We start from the raw sequence: 19,174 nt of genomic DNA, 5'->3' as shown, positions 1-19,174 counted from the left end.
GAATGACCATGCGTACCACTCGCCGCCAGCTGTTGCTCGGCACCGCCGGAACCCTTGCGACCGTAGCGCTGCCGCGTCAGGCGAGCGCGCTGTTCGCCGATAAGGACGCGCCTGCCGAGGCGCTGCTCGCGCGCACCGCCGAGACTTTCCTCACGCTCTATCCCGAGACTGCGACGTCGCTCGGCATCGACAAGGACAAGCGCGCTCAGCTCAAGCATCAGCTCGCCGATCGCACCCCGGGAGGGGTGGCCAAGATCGCCGCGCATCTGCGCCAGACGCTCGCCGAGATCGGCAAGCTCGACGCCGCGGCGCTCAGCCCGGTGATGCGGACCAATGTCGAGGTGGTGCAGGCGTCGTACGGCAATGCGCTCGAGGGCTTTGCTTTCCCCTATGGCGACGTCGCGGTCGGCAGCTGGCGCAACACGCCCTATGCGGTGGCGCAGAATGTCGGCGCGTGGATCGACGTGCCGCGGATGCTCGACACCGATCATCAGGTGAAGACCCGCGAGGATGCCGAGGCCTATCTCGACCGGCTCGAATCCTATGCCGAGCAGCTCGACGGCGAGACCGAGCGGCTCAAGGCCGCCGCCGCGAACGGGGTGATCGCGCCGGACTTCCTGCTCGACAAGAATCTGAAGGCGATCAGGCTGGCACGCAGCGGCAACACCGCCGGCTGGGGGCTGGTCACCTCGCTCGCCAATCGCACGGCGGGGATGGAAGGCGATTTCGGCCAGCGCGCCTGGATGCTGGCGAACGACCGGATCGCCCCGGCGCTGGACCGCCAGATCGCCGAGCTCGAACGCCACCGCAAGCATGCCACCGCCGACGCCGGCGTGTGGAAGTTCAAGGACGGTGAGGCCTATTACGCCTGGGCGCTGCGAGCCGGGACCACGACGACCATGACTCCCGAGGAGGTCCACCAGATGGGCCTCGACCAGCTTCGCGCGATCCAGGCCGAGATGGACACGATTCTGAAAAAGGAAGGCTATAGCCAGGGTAGCGTCGGCGCGCGGATGGAGGCTTTGGCCAAGGATCCGCGTTTCACTTTCCCCGAAGGCGATCCCGGCCGCGCCGAAATCCTCAAGTTCCTCAATGCCCGCATCACCGACATCCGCGGACGCATGCCGCAGGCGTTCAACACGCTGGTCAAGGGCAATGTCGAGGTTCGCCGCCTGCCGCCCGAAGAGGAACCCGGTGCCCCCGGCGCCTATGGCGGGCCCGGCTCGATCGACGGAACGATCCCCGGCAAGTTCTGGATCAATCTGCGCAGCACCAGCCTGCACACGCGCTTCAGCCTGCCCGACCTCGCCTATCACGAAGCGATCCCCGGCCATGTCTGGCAGGGCGAATATACCTTCAAGTTGCCGCTGATCCGCAGCCTGCTCCAGTTCAACGCCTATTCGGAAGGCTGGGCGCTCTATGCCGAGCAGCTCGCCGAGGAATTGGGAGTCTATGCTGACAATCCGGCGGAGAAACTCGGCTATCTCCAGTCGCTCGGCTTCCGCGCCTGCCGGCTCGTGGTCGACACCGGACTCCACGCCAAGCGCTGGACGCGCAAGCAGGCGATCGACTGGTTCGTCACCGCCAACGGCTCGTCGGAAGAGGAAGTCGCCGGCGAAGTCGACCGTTATTGCGCATGGCCGGGACAGGCATGCGGCTACAAGGTCGGCCATAGCGAGATCAACCGGCTGCGCGACCGTGCCAAAGCGGCGCTCGGTCCGCGCTACGATTTCAAGGCGTTCAACGACGCATTGGTGCTCGGCGGCAACGTGCCGATGACGGTGCTCGGCCACGTCGTCGATCGTCACGTCGCGGCGCGGAAAACATGATCCTCCGGCGCTGGCGCGGCGTGATCCGCACGGATGCGCGAGACGCCTATCGCGACTATATCGCCGCCACCGGCGGCACCGACTACGGGTCGACGCCGGGCAATCTTGGCTTCCAGATGCTGTTCCGCGATCTGGGCGACGGGACTACCGAAGTCACGACCCTGAGCTGGTGGGAGAACCTCGACGCGATACGCGGTTTCGCTGGCGCCGATATCGCCCTTGCGCGCTATTATCCCGAAGACGACGACTATCTGCTCGAGCGGCCGATGCACGTCGAGCATCACGCGGTGGTCGCCGGCGGGAAGGCACCTTAGGCCGAGAGTTCCTTCCTTGCAGGAAGAGAGTCAGGGGCTCAGGCTTCGGTGGCGGCGGTGATCGCTTCGGTGACTTCGGCGACGGTCGAGCCGACCACGACTTCGTGCGTCTTGTCGAAGCCGATCACGCCCATCTCGACCCCGGCGAGGTCGATCGACGATACGGTGCGGACGGCGGTGACGTTGACGAGGATCGGCTCGCCATTGATCGCCTTCAAGGAAATGAACTTCACTAACGTTCCTCGCGGTGATGGTCCTTGCCTTATAGGCCGAACCCACCCGCGCGGGCGCCGATCGTTGCGATAATGTGCCGCGCGGCGCGGTTCAGCTCTTGCCGAACAACCCGGACGCGAGCCCGCCCAATTTGCCGAGCGCGCCTTCGCCCTCGAGCAGTTGCGCGAAATGGCCGAGCGAGCCTTCTCCGCCGATATGACCGATGATCTCGCGGATCTTGTCGACCGGAAGCCCCGTCGCAGACGCGGCGCCTTCGGCGGTGTCGCCTTCCATCGGATGGAATTTGGCCAGCGCCTGCACCGCCGATTCGACATGCTCGGGCGACAGGCCGACCTTGTTGGCGAGATTGGCGATGTCCACGTTCTGAGTGACTCGACCGAGAATGCCGTCGAGAATGCTCATAATCGCCTCCAACGCGTTGTCGAACTGTCCGTGAAGGCTAGCACGCTTCGGGCAGCGGCGCACGGTCGGGAGGCACGAAACCGCGCCGCGCGGGTACCGAGAACAGCAGTTCGCGGCTGTAGAAACCCAGCGGCCAATCGCGCCGGCCCATCGGCGAGAGCAAAAGCGCATTGACCCGTTCGGCAAGCCCGCCTTTGAGCTGCACGCCGAGGAACAGTCGCACGCCGGCGATATAGGCACGAGTGATGGTATCGTGATAGCCGCTCGCGTCGTCGTTCACGCCGCCGACGCTTTCGTTGAAGCGCGAGATGATCCCGGCGATCTCGGCGTCCACATTTATGTCGGGGCGTTCGCTCAGCAGATAGAGGCAGGCGGCGAGATGCGCCTCGTGCGTCCAGACTTCCTTACGCAGATTGCACGCGAGCAGGCCCTCGCCGAGACGGATGATCTCGGCGTCGGCGGTGAACAAGCGCGGTGGATGGTCTGTCATCGATATGGTCGTATCGTTCTCATGATCCTGCGCGAGCAGGAGCCCAGAGTCGTTGGCGATTCCCTCGCGGCCCTGGGCTCCTGCTTTCGCGGGAGCACAGCGAAGTTCCTGAGCCTCTAGGCGGGTTGCGCGGCGCGGGGCGCCGATTGTCGCACCCCTTCCTCGACATGGTCGGCGAACTGGGCGAAATTCGCATTGAACAGGTCTACGAGTTTCGCGGCGGTGGCGTCATATTGCACCTTGTTCGCCCAGCAGGCCCGTGGATCGAGCACCGACGGATCCACCCCGGCGACCTGCACCGGAACCTTGAACCCGAAATTGGGATCGACGCGGAATTCGGCGTGCTTAAGGCTGCCGTCGAGCGCGGCGCCCAGCAGCGCGCGGGTCAGCTTGATCGGCATCCGCTTGATACCGGGATCGGTGGCCATGCCCCCTGCCCAGCCGGTATTGACCAGCCAGCAATCGACGCCCCCTTTCGCGATCCGCGCCTTGAGCAGATTGCCGTATTCGGAAGGGTGGCGCGGCATGAAGGCGGCGCCGAAGCAGGTCGAGAAGGTCGCCTCCGGCTCGGTGACGCCGATCTCGGTGCCCGCCACCTTGGCGGTATAGCCCGAGAGGAAATGATACATCGCCTGTTCGGGGGTGAGCTTCGCGATCGGCGGCATGATCCCGAAGGCATCGGCGGTGAGGAAGATGATGTTCTTCGGCACCGGGCCGAGATTGTGCGCCGAGGCATTGGGAATGAAGTCGATCGGATAGGCCCCGCGGCTATTTTCGGCGAGGCTGGCATCGTCGAGATCGAGCGCGCGCGTCCCGGGCTCCATCACGACATTCTCGAGCACCGTGCCAAAGCGCTTCGTCGTCGCGAAGATCTCGGGCTCGGCTTCCGCCGAGAGCCGGATCATCTTGGCGTAGCAACCGCCTTCGAAGTTGAAGACCGCAGTATCCGACCAGCCGTGCTCGTCGTCGCCGATCAACGTGCGGCTGGCATCGGCCGAGAGTGTGGTCTTGCCGGTACCCGACAGGCCGAAGAACACCGCGGTGTCGCCATCGGGGCCGATATTGGCCGAGCAGTGCATCGGCATCACGCCTTTGGGCGGAAGCAGATAGTTGAGCAGGCCGAATACGCTCTTCTTCATTTCGCCGGCATAAGCGGTGCCGCCGATCAGGATCAGCTTCTCCGAAAGGCTCACGGCGATCACCGTTTCGCTGCGCGTGCCGTGGCGCGCGGGATCGGCGCGAAAGCTCGGCAAATCGATGATCGTATATTCGGGGACGAAGCCGGCGAGTTCTTCCGCTGCGGGGCGGACCAGCATCGTGCGGATGAACAGACTGTGCCATGCGAGCTCGTTGATCACCCGCACGTTGACGCGGTGCTCGGGCTGCGAGCCGCCATGCAGGTCCTGGACGAACAAACTATCGCGCTGCGCCAGCTCGGCGAGGAAATCGGCCTTGAGCGCGACGAAATGGTCGGGGCTCATCGCCTTGTTGGACTTGCCCCACCACACACTCGCCTCGGTCCCGGCGTCGCGCACGATGAACTTGTCGTTGGCCGATCGGCCTGTATGCTTGCCGGTGGTCACCACCAGCGGCCCATCCTTGGCCAGCCTGCCTTCGCCACGGCGCAGCGCGTGCTCCACCAGCGGCGCGGTTTCGAGATTCCAGAATAGCTCGGCCATGGTCTCGATGCCCTGCGCATCGAGACCATGGCGCGCGATGCGCATGGTCGACATCCAAACCTCCAAGGTCGCAAAGCCCCTTCCCGAAAGCGGGGCCGCGTTATCAATGACATGGCCTTAGGCAGCGCGCGCGAAGGGCGTCAATGCGGGTAAGCGTTGTCAACCGATTGAGCCGGCCGCGACTTTGCTTTAACCCGTGACTGATGCTTCAAAGCCACGCACGCTGCCCGGCATGACCGCGACGATCGCGCTGGTCGATGACGACCGCAACATCCTGACCTCGGTTTCGATCGCGCTTCAGACCGAGGGATTCCTCACCCGCGTCTATTCGGACGGCGAGAGCGCGTTGAAGGCGCTGATCGAGAACCCGCCCGACCTTGCGGTGCTCGACATCAAGATGCCCAAGATGGACGGGCTCGAATTGCTCCGGCGGTTGCGCGAGAAGAGCGCGATTCCCGTCATCTTCCTCACCAGCAAGGATGACGAGCTCGACGAGGCGCTGGGGCTCGCCATGGGCGCCGACGATTATATCGCCAAGCCGTTCAGCCAGCGGCTGCTGATCGCGCGGATCCGGGCGATCCTGCGGCGCACCGAAGCGGCCCAGCCGAGCGCCGACGGCGGCGTGCAGGAGCCGGCGGAAATCCTCGAGCGCGGGCGGCTGACGATGGACCCGGCGCGGCACCGCGTCACCTGGGGCGGCACCAACGTCACGCTGACGGTCACCGAGTTCCTGATCCTCGAGACGCTGGCGCAGCGCCCGGGGATCGTGAAGACCCGCAACCAGCTGATGGACGCCGCCTATCAGGACGACATCTATGTCGACGACCGGACGATAGACAGCCACATCAAGCGCGTGCGGCGCAAATTCCGCCAGGTCGATCCCGAGTTCGATGCTATCGAAACGCTCTATGGCGCCGGTTATCGCTTCTCGGACGAATAGCGAGCGCGAACTCGCGCTCAAATGGTCGAACCGCGTCAGCCTCACGCCGAGGATTCTCGCGGTCAACATCTTTGCGCTGGCCTTGCTCGGCAGCGGCTTCTTCTATCTCGATTCCTATCGCAGCCGGATCGTCGACAGCCGGGTGGCGCAGGCGCGCGGCGAAGTACGGCTGATCGCGCAGGCAGTCGCCTCCGCCACGCCCGAGCGGCGCGACCTGCTCGTGCTCAGCCTCGCCCGCGACACCGGCACCCGCATCCGGCTCTACGACGAGACCGGCAAGCTGATCACCGACAGCCACGATCTCGGATTGCGCAATCTCCTGCTGCGCGATCCCGACAAGGACCCGTTCAACCAATCCACCGCCCGCTTCCTCGACGCGGTCATCGACACCGTCGCCGGAGCCGACCGCGCACCGCTCTATCGCGAGCGCCGGCGCGACCGCGGCCTCGACTGGCCCGACGTGCGGATCGCACGCGAGACGCATGGCACACCCGCGACCGTGTGGCGCGCGCCCGATCGTACCCCGGTGATCACCGCCGCGGCGCCGATCACCCAGCTCGGCGTGGTGATGACCACGGTCAATGCGCGCGACATCACCCAGACGGTGCGCATCGAGCGCTTCCGCCTGAGCGTGGTGCTGGCGATCGTCAGCTTGCTGTCGATCCTGCTCTCTTTGTTCCTCGCGCGGACGATCGTGCGGCCGCTGCGCCGGCTCGCCCGCGCGGCGGTGCGGGTCCGGCTGGGGCGTGCGCGCGAAGTCGTCGTTCCCCGGCTGCCCGAGCGCAGCGACGAGATCGGCATGCTCGCGCGGGCGATCTCGGATATGAGTCAGGCGTTGCGCGCGCGGATCGACGCAACCGAGAGCTTCGCCGCCGATGTGACGCACGAGCTCAAGAACCCGCTCGCTTCGCTGCGTTCGGCGGTGGAGGGCTTGTCCAAGGTCAAGGATTCGCAGCTCCAGGAGCAGTTGCTCGCGATCGTGCGCGACGACGTCCATCGGCTCGACCGGCTGATCACCGACATCTCGGACGCGTCGCGGCTCGATGCGCAGCTCAGCCGCGCGACGTTCGAACCGGTCGATGTCGGGATGATGATCGCCGCCTTGCTCGATCAGCGCGCGACCCGCGGGCTGCCGAACGGCATCCGCATCCTGTTCGATCGTCGCCCGGATCAGCCGCTCACGGTGCTCGGCGAAGGCGCACGGCTGGAGCGGGTGTTCGAAAATCTGATCGAGAACGCGCTGTCCTTCTCCCCGGAAGGCGGGCTCATCACGATCTCCGCGGTGCGCGACAGGGAAATGCTGATCGTCCGGGTCGAGGATGAGGGACCTGGCGTTCCCGAGGCGGCACGCGACGCGATCTTCCGCCGATTCCATTCGGTGCGTCCCGAAAGTGAAGCCTTTGGTCAGCATTCGGGACTAGGCCTTGCCATCGCACGCACCATCGTCGAAGGCCATCAGGGGAGCATTTCAGTGGAAACACGCGAGGATCGATTGCGCGGAGCCCGGTTCGTGGTGCGGCTGCCCCTGGCGGAGCAGAACTGATGCCCGAAATCCGGCTTCCAGAGGTCTCCTCGGAGACGGTGCATGGCGCCTGCGTCGCGATCGGCGGCCGGGCGGTGCTGATCGAGGGCCGCTCGGGCGAGGGCAAATCCGATCTCGCGCTGCGGCTGATCGATCGCGGCGCGGCGCTCGTCGCCGACGGCCAGGTGATCTGCCAGCGGCAGGACGGCGCGCTGATCGCCTGCGCACCCGCGCATCTTGCCGGACGGATCGAAGTACGCGGGCTGGGCATTGTCGAGATGCCCAGCGTGGAGCGCGTTCCGGTGGACCTGCTGATCGTCATTCTCGATACCCCGCCCCGCTTTCCCGAGGATCCCCGCGCCCGGCGGATCGCCGGGGTGGACGTGCCGGTGCTCGCGCTGGCCGCGCTGGAGCCGTCGGCGCCGATCAAGGTCGAACTCGCGCTCAAACGGGCGATGCAGTGAGCCGGAGGCGCCCCAAACAGATATTGCTGGTGACCGGCATGTCGGGCGCCGGCAAGTCGACGGCGCTGCGGACGCTCGAGGATCTCGGCTGGGAGACCGTCGACAATTTGCCTTTGCTCCTGCTCCACCGGCTGCTCGATACGCCTCCGGGCGAGGGCGCGGACGGCGACGACGATCGGCCGCTGGCGCTCGGGATCGGCACCCAGACCCGCGGGTTCGACGCCGAGAGCATCGTCCAGCGCGTCAAGAAACTGGGTGAGCAGGAAGGCCACCAGGTCGGCACCCTGTTTCTCGAATGCGCCGGGGCGGAACTCGAACGCCGTTATTCGGAGACCCGGCGGCGCCATCCGCTGGCGCAGGACCGGCCGGCGAGCGACGGGATCGCCCGCGAGCGCGAACTGCTGATGCCGCTGCGGCGCTGGTCCAACCGACTCATCGACACGACCAACCTCGCCTCGAACGAATTGCAGCAGCAGATCCGCGCGAGCTTTTCGGGCGAGGGGCTCGGCCGGACCGTGTTGACGATCACCTCGTTCGGCTTTGCGCGCGGATTGCCGCGCGATGCCGATCTGGTGTTCGACATGCGCTTCCTCCGCAATCCGCATTGGGTGGAAGCGCTGCGTCCCGGGACGGGGCAGGACGCCGAGGTGTCGGATTATATCGCCGACGATCCCGCTTATGCCGCGGCGATGGCGCAGATCGAGGCGCTGCTGCTCCTCCTCCTGCCGCGTTATCAGGCCGAAGGAAAGGCATATGTCACCGCCGCATTCGGGTGTACGGGGGGCCGCCACCGCTCGGTCCACGTTGCCGAACGGATGGCCCGGCGGTTGCGTGAAGAGGGATTTTCGCCCACGGTGACGCACCGCGATTTGCAGACCGCGCCGCAGGACTCGCTGGAGGGGGCCCCGGTGACCATATCAGGGGGCGGAGTTTGAAATGATTGGTTTGGTACTCGTGACGCACGGGCGACTCGCCGAAGAGTTCGTCGTCGCGATGGAGCATGTGGTGGGTCAGCAGGAGCGGATCGAATCGATCTGCATCGGCCCCGACGACGATATGGAGAGCCGCCGCGCCGACATCGCCGAGGCGATCAAGAATGTCGACGAAGGCCGCGGCGTGATCGTGCTGAGCGACCTGTTCGGCGGCACGCCCTCGAACCTCGCTATCTCGCTGATGGAAGCGGGGCGGATCGAAGTCATCGCCGGGATCAACCTGCCGATGCTGATCCGGCTGGGCAGCGCGCGCAAGACGATGAAGGTGACCGAGGCGGTCGCCGCCGCCCGCGACGCCGGACGCAAATACATCACCGTCGCATCCGAAGTATTGGGAGAGGCCGCCGCGTGAGTCGGACGACGCGTACCGTCCAGATCGAGAACCGCCGGGGCCTGCACGCACGCGCGAGCATGGCGTTCGTCACCCTTGCGACCAACCAGCCGGTCGAGCTCACCGTCGAGAAGGACGGGGCGAGCGCCTCGGGCACGTCGATCCTCGACCTGATGATGCTCGGCGCCGCCAAGGGCGACAGCATCACGATCAGCGCCGAGGGCGACGGCGCCCATGCCGCGGTCGAGGCGCTGGCGGCGTTGGTCGAGGCGCGGTTCGGCGAGGATTAGACTCGTTGCGCCGGTGCTCCTGCGAAAGCAGGAGCCCCGAGCCACAAGCGAAGTCCGCCGTCACCCTGGGCTCCTGCTTTCGCAGCAGCACGGAAGCGGCTAGGCACCCGATATGCCGCGCGAAATCACCGCTTTCTCGAACCCGCTGATCAAGCGGGTCCGCAACCTGCGCGACAAGCGCCATCGGCGCGAGGAAGGGCTGTTCCTCGCCGAGGGGCTGCGCATCCTGACCGAAGCGCGCGAGGCCGGGCGGCTGCCCGAATATCTGTTCTTCGCGCGGGACATGGCGGGCCATCCCCTCGTCCGCGCGCTGGTCGACGCCACCGAAGCGGCCGGCGGCGAAGCGATCGAGACCAATGCCGACATCCTCTCCAAGCTTTCGGGCAAAGACAATCCCGGCGCCGTTGTCGGGGTCTATCCCGAATTCGCACTGACCCTCGACCAGCTCGACCGCAGCCAGGCGTCGATCTGGCTGGTCGCCGAGCGGCTGCGCGACCCGGGCAATCTCGGCACCATATTGCGCACCGGCGACGCGGTCGGCGCGGGCGGGCTGATCCTGATCGACGATTGCGTCGATCCCTTCTCGCTCGAAGCCGTGCGGGCGAGCATGGGCGCCTTGTTCACCGTTCCGGTGGCCAGAGCCGGCTGGGACGCCTTCCTCCCCTGGCTCCGCGCGGGCCCCGGGCAATTGGTCGGTCTCAGCCTCGACACCGAGCACGATTACAAAGCGGCGCTGTATACGGCCCCGGTCTTTCTGCTCACCGGCAACGAAGCGCAGGGCATGCCCGATTTCATGGCCGAGCAATGCGACTTGCTGGTCAAGATCCCGATGCTCGGCAAGGCCGACAGCCTCAACGCGGCAGTGGCGACGGCGGTGATGGCCTATGAGGTGCTGAATAGGGTTCGGGGCGGCTAATTTCACGGTTTTCACGCCAATTCGGCAATTCTGTTGCGTCAAAACGCAAGATTATGTCGCAATTGCTTGCCGATCGAACCACGATGTCAAAGAGCCTGAGCAAGGCTGGCACGCGAAATCCTATTTTGCCAGCATCCTGAACGGCGGCCGATCGTTACGGCCATGCGCGGTTCAGCCGCGGCGCGGCAACCAACCGTGACAAAGGAGACCCGTTGTGATGAAGCTTGCCGCCGCCGGCGCCCTGATGCTGATCGCCCTGCCCGCTTTCGCCCAGTCGAATGCCGAGCCTTATCGCGCACTCGGGACCGAGCCGTTCTGGTCGCTGACCATCGACGGCCGCACGATCCGTTACGAACCCGCCGGCGGTCGCGTGACGAGCGTCGCCAGACCGCGACCGATCGTCGGTTTCAACGGCGAACGCTATCAGGCGCGCGGCATGACGGTGGACATCACCCATGTCGAATGCAGCGACGGGATGAGCGACCGCACCTTTCACGACACGGTTACGGTGACGCTACGCGGACGCACGCTGCGCGGCTGCGGCGGCGCCGTGCTTTCCGAAACGCCGGAACAGACGTCGCTGCTCGAAGGCGATTGGCGGATCGAATCGATCAACCGCCGGCTGGTGGCGCCGCGCACGACTCCGCGGGTGACGTTCAACGGGCAGCGGATCAGCGGCAATGCCAGCTGCAACAATTTCAACGGCAGCTTCCGCTTCCAGCGCGGCCGGCTGACCGCGGGCCCGCTCCGCTCGACCAAGATGGCGTGCGGCGCGCGCGCGCAGAATGTCCAGGAGAGCAATGTGCTGCGCATCCTCGCCAAGCCGCTGAGCGTGAGCCGTAACCCGAACGGCAAGCTGGTGCTGACCAGCGCGCAAAGCGAGCGGCTGGTACTGGCGCCTGTCCGGCAGCGCTGAGTTCGTCCACGAGCGTTCCACAGAATGCCGCGTGCGTCGTCCCGGCGAGAGCCGGGATGACGGGTCGCTGACCGCTACTCCGCCGCCTTCGCTTCAGAGTCCTCGTTCGACGGCAGCAATTCGACGGCCGGCGCCTTGGCCACCACGTCGACGCTGTCGATGCTGTCGAGCGTCGCATTGCCGGTATCGACGTTGAGCGCCTGAAAGCGCCGCGCCGAGACCATGACCCGGCCTTCGAAGCTCGCGACGAACTTGTTGTAATTGTCGACCGCGCTGTTGAGCCCGCCGCCGACCCGCTTGAGATGCGTCGCGGCAGTGGCGAGGCGTTCGTACATCTCCTTGCCGAGCTTGCCGACTTCGCGTGCGTCCTCTGTGAGCCTCTGCTGCCGCCACATCGATGCGACGGTGCGCGCGAGCGGCAGGAAAGCCGAAGGTCCGGCGATGATCACCCGGTTGCGCGCGGCGCGCTCCCACAGTTCCATGTCGATCTCCAGCGCGCTCGACAGGAAATTGTCGCCGGGAATGTACATGATGACGAAGTCGGGCGCCTTTTCGAATTGCGCCCAATAGGCCTTTCGCGACAGCGCATCCGCATGGTTGCGCACCGCCCGGGCATGCGACGCCAAGGCTGCTTGCCGCTCTTCCGGGGAGGTGGCTTCCGCTGCAGTCAGATAGGCATCGAGCACACACTTCACATCCACTATGAGCTGCTGATCGCCCGGCAGGCGGATGATGAAGTCGGGGCGTAGCGCGCCGTCCTCGGTGGCGACCGAGACTTCGGCGGCGAAGTCGACATGACCCGACAGACCCGCGATCTCGATCAGATTGCGGAATTGCTGCTCGCCCCAGCGACCGCGGGTCTTGGGCGCGGCGCGGAGCGCGTTGACCAGTTTGGCGGTCTCGGTGCGGGTCTCGCCGAGTTGCGCCTTCACTTCGGTGATCGCCTCGCGCAGCACGCCATAGCTGTCGTTGCGCTCCTTCTCGACGCGTTGCAGCCCTTCCTCGTAGCGCTTGAGCGTCGACTCGACCGGCTGGAGCAAGGCCTTCATCTTCGCTTCATTCGCCTCGCCGGACTGGGTGAAGCGGGCCTCGGCGCGTTCGAGAAAGGCCTTTTGCGTCTCGCCCAGCATCGTCCCCGCGAGCTCGCGGAACTGCCCCGCCATCGCCTCGCGCGCGCCCTTGAACTCGGCGAGGCGTTCCTCGAAGGCTTCGGCCCGCGCGCGGAGCTCGGTGAGCTGGAGGCGCGCATCGTCGCGGTCGTCGCGCATTGCCGCGAGTTCGTCGCGGAGCGCAGGGACATGGCCCGCGCGTTCCTCGGCGACGACGAGATCGGCGATTGCCGCCTTGAAGTCAGCCTCGCGCCGCGCGAGATCGGCGCGTGCCTGCGCCGCCGGGCGACCGCCGAGGAACCAGCCGATGCCGAAACCGCCGAGCAATGCCGCGACGACCAGAATGAGAGCGAGCGAGTCCAAGTGCGCCTCCGGGAACAGAAGGCGAACCTAGCGGTTGGGGGGAGCTGTAGCAACCACATACGAGTCATCCCGGACTTGTTCCGGGATCCACCGCGCCGCGACGCACAGGAAGGAGGCTCGATGGATTGGCCAAGCCGCTTGTCGGACCCCGGCACGAGGCCGGAGCACGGTTCAGCGCTTACGCCGCAGCTTTCCGCGCCTTGGACAGCTTTTTGAGGATCATGTCGCGCTTGAGGCGCGAGAGGTGATCGATGAACACCACGCCCTCGAGATGGTCCATCTCGTGCTGGATGCAGGTGGCGAGCAGGCCTTCGAATATCTCGTCATGCGCGGCGCCCTGTTCGTCGAGCCACTTGACCCGGCACCGCGCGGGGCGCTCGACATCGGCGAACTGATCGGGGATCGACAGGCAGCCTTCGGTATAGACCGAATGCTCGTCGGCGGGATCGAGGATCTCGGGGTTGACGAAGACGCGGGGTGCGCGGATCGGCTTGCCCTCCTCGTCTTCCTCTTCCTGCAGATCCATGACGATGACGCGCTTGGGCACGCCGACCTGAATCGCGGCGAGGCCGATGCCGGGGGCATCGTACATCGTGTCGAACATGTCGCCGATCAGGTCGCGCAATTCGTCATTCACCTCCGCGACGGGGGTGGAGATCAAACGGAGACGCGGATCCGGGACTTCGACGATGGGTAGAATGGCCATGGGTGTAAAATAGTCCGGTGGCGCTTTTGTCGCAAGCGTCGGGGACGATTTGGTTTTCACGCGAAGGCACGGAGACGCGAAGACGAAGAACGTAGCGCGCATAGGCGCAGAGGACGCGGAGATGTTGCGCGCCGCGGCGCGCTATCGATTCAATCGCGGGCGGTTTGAGCAGTTGCGCACGCAGCCGAATCCAACAGTCTCTGCGTCCTCCGCGCCTCTGCACGAACAAATCTGCGGCTTCGCGTGAAAAAATCAGGCGACCGGGCGGCGGGCACGCAGGGCCTGGGCGAGCGTGCCTTCGTCGAGATAATCGAGCTCGCCGCCGACGGGGAGGCCATGGGCAAGCTGGGTGATGCGGATCGGATAGGATTCGAGGCGCTCCGCGAGGTAGTGCGCAGTGGTCTGGCCATCGAGCGTGGCGTTCATCGCGAGCACGACTTCGTCAACGCCGCCCGCGGCGACGCGGCGGACGAGGCTGTCGACTCGCAGATCCTCAGGCCGCACGCCCTCGAGCGCGGAGAGGCGGCCGCCGAGGACGTGGAACTTGCCGGGGAACAGCCGCGACCGATCGAGCGCCCAGAGATCGGCGACTTCCTCGACGACGCACAGCGACCGCGCATCGCGGCGCGGATCGGCGCAGACCGCGCACGGATCGCTGGTGTCGACATTGCCGCAGATCCCGCAGGTGCTGAGCCGCCGGCTGACCGCGGCAAGCGCCGAGAGCAAGGGATCGAGCGCAGTCTCGCGCTTCTTGAGCAAATGGAGCACCGCGCGCCGCGCCGAGCGCGGGCCGAGTCCGGGCAGACGGGAGAGCGCCTGGGTGAGTGCTTCGATTTCGGGGGACGCCATGAGGGAGAGATAGCCGCGCTGCCCCTGAAAGCAATCATCGTCATCCGGCGAACGCCGGGACCTCGTGCCGCAGGCGGACGCGATCGCCTGAGATCCCGGCTTTCGCCGGGACGGCGGTTGGGGCTAAAGGCCCGCCATGCGGATCATCTTCATGGGAACCCCCGAATTCGCCGTTCCGACACTCGATGCGCTGGTCGATGCCGGTCATGACGTCGTGGCGGCGTACAGCCAGCCGCCGCGGCGCGGCAACCGGGGCAAGGTGGCCCCCTCGCCCGTCCATGCGCGGGCCGAAATGCTGGGGATCGCGGTGCGGACCCCGCTTTCCTTCCGCAAGGAGCCCGGGGCGGTCGAGGCATTCGCCGCGCTCGACGCCGATGTCGCGGTGGTCGCGGCCTATGGGCTGATCCTGCCGGTCGCGGTGCTGGAGGCGCCGCGGCTGGGCTGCCTCAACGTCCATGGCTCGCTGTTGCCGCGCTGGCGCGGGGCGGCGCCGGTCCAGCGCGCGATCCTCGCCGGCGATGCCGAGACCGGCGTCGGGATCATGCAGATGGAAGCCGGGCTCGACACCGGGCCGGTGCGGCGCGAGGCGCGGACGCCGGTGGCCGGCAAGACCGCGGGAGAATTGACCGGCGAATTGAGCGCGATGGGCGCGCGGTTGATGGTCGAGGTGCTCGATAATATCGCGGCCCATCCCGCAATGCCCCAGCCTGAGGAGGGCGTCACTTATGCCGCCAAGATCGACAAGGCCGAGGCGCGGCTCGATTTTTCGCGGTCCGCAGTCGAAGTCGAGCGACAAATACGCGCGTTCAATCCGGCGCCGGGCGCGTTCTTCGAATATGCGGGCGAGCGCGTGCGGGTGCATGCGGCCGAGATCCTGGCAGCGGGCGGCGTGGCCGGGATCGTGCTCGACGACCGGATGACGATCGCCTGCGGCGAAGGCGCGATCCGCCCCACCCTCGTCCAGCGCGCCGGGCGCGGCGTCATGACGCCAGACGAGCTGCTGCGCGGGTTCGCGATCCCGGCGGGCACCGGGCTTTGACCCGGTTCGCGCTGACGGTGGAGTATGACGGCCGTCCGTTCATGGGCTGGCAGCGACAGGACCATGGCCCGAGCGTCCAGCAGGCAATCGAGGAAGCGGCGTTCGCGGTCACCGGCGAGACATCGGTGGTGCATGCGGCGGGGCGCACCGATGCGGGCGTGCACGGGCTGGGCATGCGCGCGCATCTCGATATCGCCCGCGAAATCGTGCCGTTCCGGCTGATGGAGGCGCTCAACGCGCGACTGCGGCCGCATCCGGTGGCGGTGCTCGAATGCGTCGCAGTGCCCGACGACTGGCATGCGCGCTTCTCGTGCATCGCGCGGCACTACGAATATCGCATCGTCCAGCGGCGCGCGCCGCTGACCTGGGAGAAGGGGCTGGCGTGGCGGATCCCGGGCGCGCTCGATGCCGCGGCGATGCACGAAGCGGCGCAATTTCTGGTCGGGCGGCACGATTTCACGACGTTCCGCTCGGCGCATTGCCAGTCGGCGAGTCCGGTCAAGACGCTCGACCGGCTCGACGTGACTCGCCAGGGCGACCGGCTGCTGGTGCACGCCTCGGCGCGGTCGTTCCTCCACCACCAGGTACGCTCGATGGTCGGGTGTCTCGGGCTGGTGGGTCAGCGAAAGTGGAGCCTCGAGGATCTGTGCGACGCGCTCGAAGCGCGCGACCGCGCCCGGCTCGGGCTCAATGCGCCGCCCGACGGGCTGTTCTTCGTGCGCGCGGATTACCCCTGACGGCTGAACTTCGCGGCGAGCTCGACATGGGTCGACCAGCGGAACTGGCCGACCGGCTGGACCCAGTCGAGGCGATAACCGGATTGCGACAGAGTCTCTGCATCGCGTGCGAAGGTACTGGGATTGCACGATACATAGGCAAGGACCGGCGCGGTAGACGCGGCGATCTCGACGACCTGCTCGCGCGCCCCGGCGCGCGGCGGATCGAGGACGATCGCGTCGAAATTGGAAAGGTCCTTCGCAGTGACCGGGCGGCGGAACAGGTCGCGATGCTCGGCGAACACCGGGCGGCGTGCGAGCCCAGCCGCGGCCTTGAGCGCCGTGATCGGATCGCGCGCGCCTTCGGCGGCGTAGACCTTGGCTTTGGGGAAGGCGAAGGTGAAGGTGCCGAGGCCGGCGAACAGGTCGGCGACGGCTTTCGCACCGCCGACAATCTCCTGCACCGCGGCGACCAAAGCCGCCTCGCCCTCGGGCGTGGCCTGAAGGAAATTGCCCGGCGGGAACGGCACGGGGACGCCGCCCAGCGTGACGGTGACCGGCTCGGGCTCGTAACGGGCGCTCGCGCCGAAGCCCTCGTCGATCGACAGGCGGGCGAGATGATGGCGATGCGAAAAGGCGCTCAACGCCTCGGCGGCGGCGAGGCCTTCGGCTTCGAGCCCGTCGATCAGCACGTCCGGCCCCTGATCGGTCTGGACGAGATGGACGTTGATCCGGCGGGTGCCGGGGATCAGCGCCGCGAGCATGCCGCGGAGCGGCGCGACGAGCGCGAACAATTCGGGCGCGAGGATCCAGCATTCCTCGAGATCGATCAGCTCGTGGCTGTTCTGCCGGGTGAAGCCGAGCCGGATCTGGCGGCCGCGGCGCTCGGCGTGGAGCGTCGCGCGACGGCGGGTGTTGGGGGGCGAGAGCAAAGGCGGACGAACCCACGTCTCGAGCCCATGCGCCGCCAGCGCAGTGACCACGCGATCGGCGATGAATTGGGTCCAGCTGACGTCGTCGAGATGCTGGAGCTGGCAGCCGCCGCATTCGGAGAAATGCTTGCAGGGCGGGTTCTGGTGGTGCGGCCCCGGGAGGATCGCCCCCTCGGGCGTAACCCGATCGCCCGGCGCGGCGAAAGCGGCGTGGCGGCCATCGGCGGTGACGCCATCGCCGCGCGCGGCGACGCGGAGGACTTCGTCATCGTTCACAGACATTCTGAAACTGCCTCGGGGATGTGATCGACCAGCTGATCGGCGATCAGCGCCGGTCCGGCAAGCTGCGCGGCGCGGGCATGGAGCCACGTCGCGGCTTCGGCGGGGGCAATGCCCTTCCCGCCCTGCACGACCTGCGCGGCGAGCAGCCCGGCGAGCACGTCGCCGGTGCCCGCGGTCGACAGCCAGGGCGATCCGCCGGCGAGGATTCGGACCTCGCTTTTGGGCGACGCGATCACGGTGTCGGCACCCTTGTGGACGATCGTCGCGCGCGCCTCCGCGGCGGCCGCGAGCGTGCGCTCGATCTTGCTGCCTTCGCCGGCGAACATCCGGCCGAACTCGCCCGAATGCGGCGTGAGCCAGGTCGGCGCGGCGCGGGTTTCGAGCCAGCGCGCCGCGCCGCTGCCGAGCAGGGTCAGCGCGTCGCCGTCGAGGATCAGGGGTTTGGGCGCGGCGAAGGCGGCGCGGAGATAGGCCTCGGCGCGCCGGTCGCGGCCGAGGCCGGGGCCGAGCACCACCGCGTCGATCCGGTCCCAGCCGAGGAATTCGGCGAGATCCTCGGCGCTGCGCACTTCGCGGCGGACGAGCGCATCGGGCCCCTCGCTCCAAGGCCGATCGCCGGCGAGCACGACATAGCCCGCGCCGCCCGCCATCGCGGCACGCGCGGCGAGGCGCGCGGCGCCGGGCATCGCACCTTCGACCGCCGCGACGAGGCCGCGGCTATATTTGTGGCTGTGCACGCCGGGTGTCTCCAGCCCGGGGCGCGCGACGGTGCGCCAGCGAGTCTCGACCCGGATGTCGAGGTCGGCCAGCAGGAGCTTGCCGCAACGTTCGAGGCCGGCGTCGAGCAGATGCCCCGGCTTGAACGCCCCGAGCGCGAGCGTGACGTCAATCCCGCGCGGTGCGCCGAGATCGGCGCCGGTGTCGGCATCGATCCCCGACGGCAGATCGATCGACAGGACGAACTCGGCCTGTTTGACGAGATCGGCGAACACCGCGGCGAGGCCACGCTCGAGCGGGCGGGTCATGCCAGTGCCGAACAGCCCGTCGACGAGCACGGGACGCGGCCGCGCGGCGTAAAGCGACGAGGTTGGGCCGTGCCACGATGCGTGCATCCGCTCGGCGGCGCCGGGCGCAGGCGTGCCGGTGGCCACGAGACTGACGTCATGGCCCCAATTCCGAAGGAGGCGCGCGGCGACATAGGCATCGCCGCCATTGTTGCCGGGGCCGGCGAGAATGAGGATCGGGCGCCCCATCGCGAAGCGCGCGGCTTCCCGAGCGACCGCGGCGCCTGCCCGCTCCATCAGCGAATCCTGCGAGACGCCGCCGGCGAACACCGCCTGCTCGGCGGCGCGCATCTCCGTGGCAGTGACGACGGGCGCGCCGGCGGGGATCACTGGCGTACCGTCGCAGGCAGGCGATAGCGCGCGCCGCCGAGCGCAACCTCGATCTGGGCGGGTCCGAGCGGAGTGACTTTCGCCGGCTCGGCCCCGTCGGCGGCGATCACGCCGCGGCCGTCGCGGATGATCTGGAGGCGGCGGAAGGCGCCGTCGGGGTGGCGTAGGGTGAGGATCACGCCATTCGGGGTTTCGGTGCGGTCGAGGGTGCAGACCGGGGTGAGATCGGTGGCGCCGGCAGCGGCGCAGGCGATTTTGGGTTCTTCGGGCGCGCGCGCGGCCGATTGGTTGGGGACTTCGAGGGCTGGTTCAGCCGGCTTCTCGGCGGGCGGCCCGCCGCAGGAGAGAAGTGCGAAGCAAGCGCCGGTTACCGCAAGGAAAGGCGTGCGCGTGGCGCTCCCGTCCCCCAGCCCCTCCCGTAAACGGGAAGGGAGCGATCGCGGCGCGCGCTCGAATTCATCGCGC

22 protein-coding genes are annotated in these 19,174 nt (G+C 67.3%); 12 read left to right on the top strand and 10 right to left on the bottom strand.

Annotated elements, in window-relative coordinates; all coding sequences use genetic code 11:
• Window positions 1–8 precede the first annotated feature (8 nt).
• A complete protein-coding gene (locus Q9Q95_RS05235) occupies window positions 9–1,829 on the top strand; it encodes a DUF885 family protein (protein WP_306094588.1) in 1,821 nt (606 codons plus the stop codon).
• Window positions 1,826–2,143, top strand: a complete 318-nt coding sequence (locus Q9Q95_RS05230; RefSeq protein WP_306094587.1) for a hypothetical protein — start codon at window positions 1,826–1,828, stop codon at window positions 2,141–2,143. Before Q9Q95_RS05235 ends, Q9Q95_RS05230 begins: the two co-directional genes overlap by 4 nt.
• Before the next feature lie 38 nt (window positions 2,144–2,181).
• Here the strand turns inward: Q9Q95_RS05230 and Q9Q95_RS05225 are convergent, their stop codons facing one another.
• From Q9Q95_RS05225 to Q9Q95_RS05210, 4 genes are all read right to left on the bottom strand, one after another.
• The gene (locus Q9Q95_RS05225; protein ID WP_306094585.1) at window positions 2,182–2,376 is read right to left on the bottom strand and encodes a hypothetical protein; all 195 of its coding nucleotides are present in this window, start codon (window positions 2,374–2,376) and stop codon (window positions 2,182–2,184) included.
• A gap of 91 nt (window positions 2,377–2,467) precedes the next feature.
• Window positions 2,468–2,779, bottom strand: coding sequence for a hypothetical protein (locus Q9Q95_RS05220; RefSeq protein ID WP_306094583.1), 312 nt, complete (start codon window positions 2,777–2,779; stop codon window positions 2,468–2,470).
• A 37-nt stretch (window positions 2,780–2,816) separates the two neighbouring features.
• The gene (locus tag Q9Q95_RS05215; protein ID WP_306094581.1) at window positions 2,817–3,269 is read right to left on the bottom strand and encodes a hypothetical protein; all 453 of its coding nucleotides are present in this window, start codon (window positions 3,267–3,269) and stop codon (window positions 2,817–2,819) included.
• 116 nt (window positions 3,270–3,385) lie between these two features.
• Complete coding sequence (locus Q9Q95_RS05210; RefSeq protein ID WP_306094580.1) at window positions 3,386–5,002, bottom strand: phosphoenolpyruvate carboxykinase; 1,617 nt, start codon at window positions 5,000–5,002, stop codon at window positions 3,386–3,388.
• A gap of 178 nt (window positions 5,003–5,180) precedes the next feature.
• Between Q9Q95_RS05210 and Q9Q95_RS05205 the strand changes: the two genes are divergently transcribed.
• The 8 genes from Q9Q95_RS05205 (at window position 5,181) to Q9Q95_RS05170 (ending at window position 11,319) form a co-directional block, all read left to right on the top strand.
• Window positions 5,181–5,888, top strand: coding sequence for a response regulator transcription factor (locus Q9Q95_RS05205; RefSeq protein WP_306094578.1), 708 nt, complete (start codon window positions 5,181–5,183; stop codon window positions 5,886–5,888).
• Entirely contained in the window at window positions 5,857–7,431 is a 1,575-nt protein-coding gene (locus tag Q9Q95_RS05200; RefSeq protein ID WP_306094576.1) for a stimulus-sensing domain-containing protein, read from the top strand. The genes Q9Q95_RS05205 and Q9Q95_RS05200 overlap by 32 nt, the downstream gene beginning before the upstream one ends.
• A complete protein-coding gene (locus tag Q9Q95_RS05195; RefSeq protein ID WP_306094574.1) occupies window positions 7,431–7,874 on the top strand; it encodes an HPr kinase/phosphorylase in 444 nt (147 codons plus the stop codon). The genes Q9Q95_RS05200 and Q9Q95_RS05195 overlap by 1 nt, the downstream gene beginning before the upstream one ends.
• Window positions 7,871–8,809 carry an RNase adapter RapZ gene (rapZ, locus tag Q9Q95_RS05190; protein WP_306094572.1) on the top strand — a complete coding sequence of 313 codons (939 nt, stop codon included), beginning with the start codon at window positions 7,871–7,873 and terminating at the stop codon, window positions 8,807–8,809. The genes Q9Q95_RS05195 and rapZ overlap by 4 nt, the downstream gene beginning before the upstream one ends.
• 1 nt (window position 8,810) lies before the next feature.
• On the top strand, window positions 8,811–9,218 hold the full coding sequence (locus Q9Q95_RS05185; RefSeq protein WP_306094570.1) for a PTS sugar transporter subunit IIA: 408 nt from the start codon (window positions 8,811–8,813) through the stop codon (window positions 9,216–9,218).
• On the top strand, window positions 9,215–9,487 hold the full coding sequence (locus Q9Q95_RS05180) for an HPr family phosphocarrier protein (RefSeq protein ID WP_306094569.1): 273 nt from the start codon (window positions 9,215–9,217) through the stop codon (window positions 9,485–9,487). Before Q9Q95_RS05185 ends, Q9Q95_RS05180 begins: the two co-directional genes overlap by 4 nt.
• Window positions 9,488–9,599: 112 nt before the next feature.
• Window positions 9,600–10,403 carry an RNA methyltransferase gene (locus Q9Q95_RS05175; protein WP_306094567.1) on the top strand — a complete coding sequence of 268 codons (804 nt, stop codon included), beginning with the start codon at window positions 9,600–9,602 and terminating at the stop codon, window positions 10,401–10,403.
• 217 nt (window positions 10,404–10,620) lie between these two features.
• Window positions 10,621–11,319, top strand: coding sequence for an META domain-containing protein (locus Q9Q95_RS05170; RefSeq protein WP_306094565.1), 699 nt, complete (start codon window positions 10,621–10,623; stop codon window positions 11,317–11,319).
• 74 nt (window positions 11,320–11,393) lie between these two features.
• Here the strand turns inward: Q9Q95_RS05170 and rmuC are convergent, their stop codons facing one another.
• The 3 genes from rmuC to recR all read right to left on the bottom strand — a co-directional run bounded on the left by rmuC (window position 11,394) and on the right by recR (window position 14,346).
• Window positions 11,394–12,791: a DNA recombination protein RmuC gene (rmuC, locus tag Q9Q95_RS05165; protein WP_306094563.1), complete on the bottom strand. Its 1,398-nt coding sequence runs from the start codon at window positions 12,789–12,791 to the stop codon at window positions 11,394–11,396.
• Window positions 12,792–12,969: 178 nt separating this feature from the next.
• Window positions 12,970–13,497 (bottom strand): peptide deformylase, encoded by a 528-nt coding sequence (gene def, locus Q9Q95_RS05160; protein ID WP_306094561.1) that lies wholly within the window; start codon window positions 13,495–13,497, stop codon window positions 12,970–12,972.
• 252 nt (window positions 13,498–13,749) lie between these two features.
• Window positions 13,750–14,346 carry a recombination mediator RecR gene (gene recR, locus Q9Q95_RS05155; protein ID WP_306094559.1) on the bottom strand — a complete coding sequence of 199 codons (597 nt, stop codon included), beginning with the start codon at window positions 14,344–14,346 and terminating at the stop codon, window positions 13,750–13,752.
• A gap of 136 nt (window positions 14,347–14,482) precedes the next feature.
• On the opposite strand from recR, the gene fmt reads away from it, so the two are divergent.
• Entirely contained in the window at window positions 14,483–15,385 is a 903-nt protein-coding gene (fmt, locus tag Q9Q95_RS05150; protein ID WP_306094558.1) for a methionyl-tRNA formyltransferase, read from the top strand.
• Window positions 15,382–16,122, top strand: a complete 741-nt coding sequence (truA, locus tag Q9Q95_RS05145; protein ID WP_306094555.1) for a tRNA pseudouridine(38-40) synthase TruA — start codon at window positions 15,382–15,384, stop codon at window positions 16,120–16,122. The genes fmt and truA overlap by 4 nt, the downstream gene beginning before the upstream one ends.
• Here truA and Q9Q95_RS05140 read toward each other — a convergent pair.
• The 3 genes from Q9Q95_RS05140 to Q9Q95_RS05130 are packed head-to-tail and all read right to left on the bottom strand — an operon-like array spanning window position 16,113 to window position 18,888.
• A complete protein-coding gene (locus Q9Q95_RS05140) occupies window positions 16,113–17,315 on the bottom strand; it encodes a class I SAM-dependent RNA methyltransferase (RefSeq protein ID WP_306094553.1) in 1,203 nt (400 codons plus the stop codon). The two genes, truA and Q9Q95_RS05140, sit on opposite strands and share 10 nt — an antisense overlap.
• The gene (locus tag Q9Q95_RS05135; RefSeq protein ID WP_306094551.1) at window positions 17,306–18,709 is read right to left on the bottom strand and encodes an NAD(P)H-hydrate dehydratase; all 1,404 of its coding nucleotides are present in this window, start codon (window positions 18,707–18,709) and stop codon (window positions 17,306–17,308) included. The genes Q9Q95_RS05140 and Q9Q95_RS05135 overlap by 10 nt, the downstream gene beginning before the upstream one ends.
• Window positions 18,706–18,888 carry a hypothetical protein gene (locus Q9Q95_RS05130; protein ID WP_306094549.1) on the bottom strand — a complete coding sequence of 61 codons (183 nt, stop codon included), beginning with the start codon at window positions 18,886–18,888 and terminating at the stop codon, window positions 18,706–18,708. The genes Q9Q95_RS05135 and Q9Q95_RS05130 overlap by 4 nt, the downstream gene beginning before the upstream one ends.
• Window positions 18,889–19,174 lie beyond the last annotated feature (286 nt).

Source organism: Sphingomonas sp. DG1-23, assembly GCF_030730875.1.
Classification (GTDB): Bacteria; Pseudomonadota; Alphaproteobacteria; order Sphingomonadales; family Sphingomonadaceae; genus Sphingomonas.
Note: the sequence above shows the minus strand (reverse complement) of the source record. Positions and strands in the feature narration are given on the sequence as shown.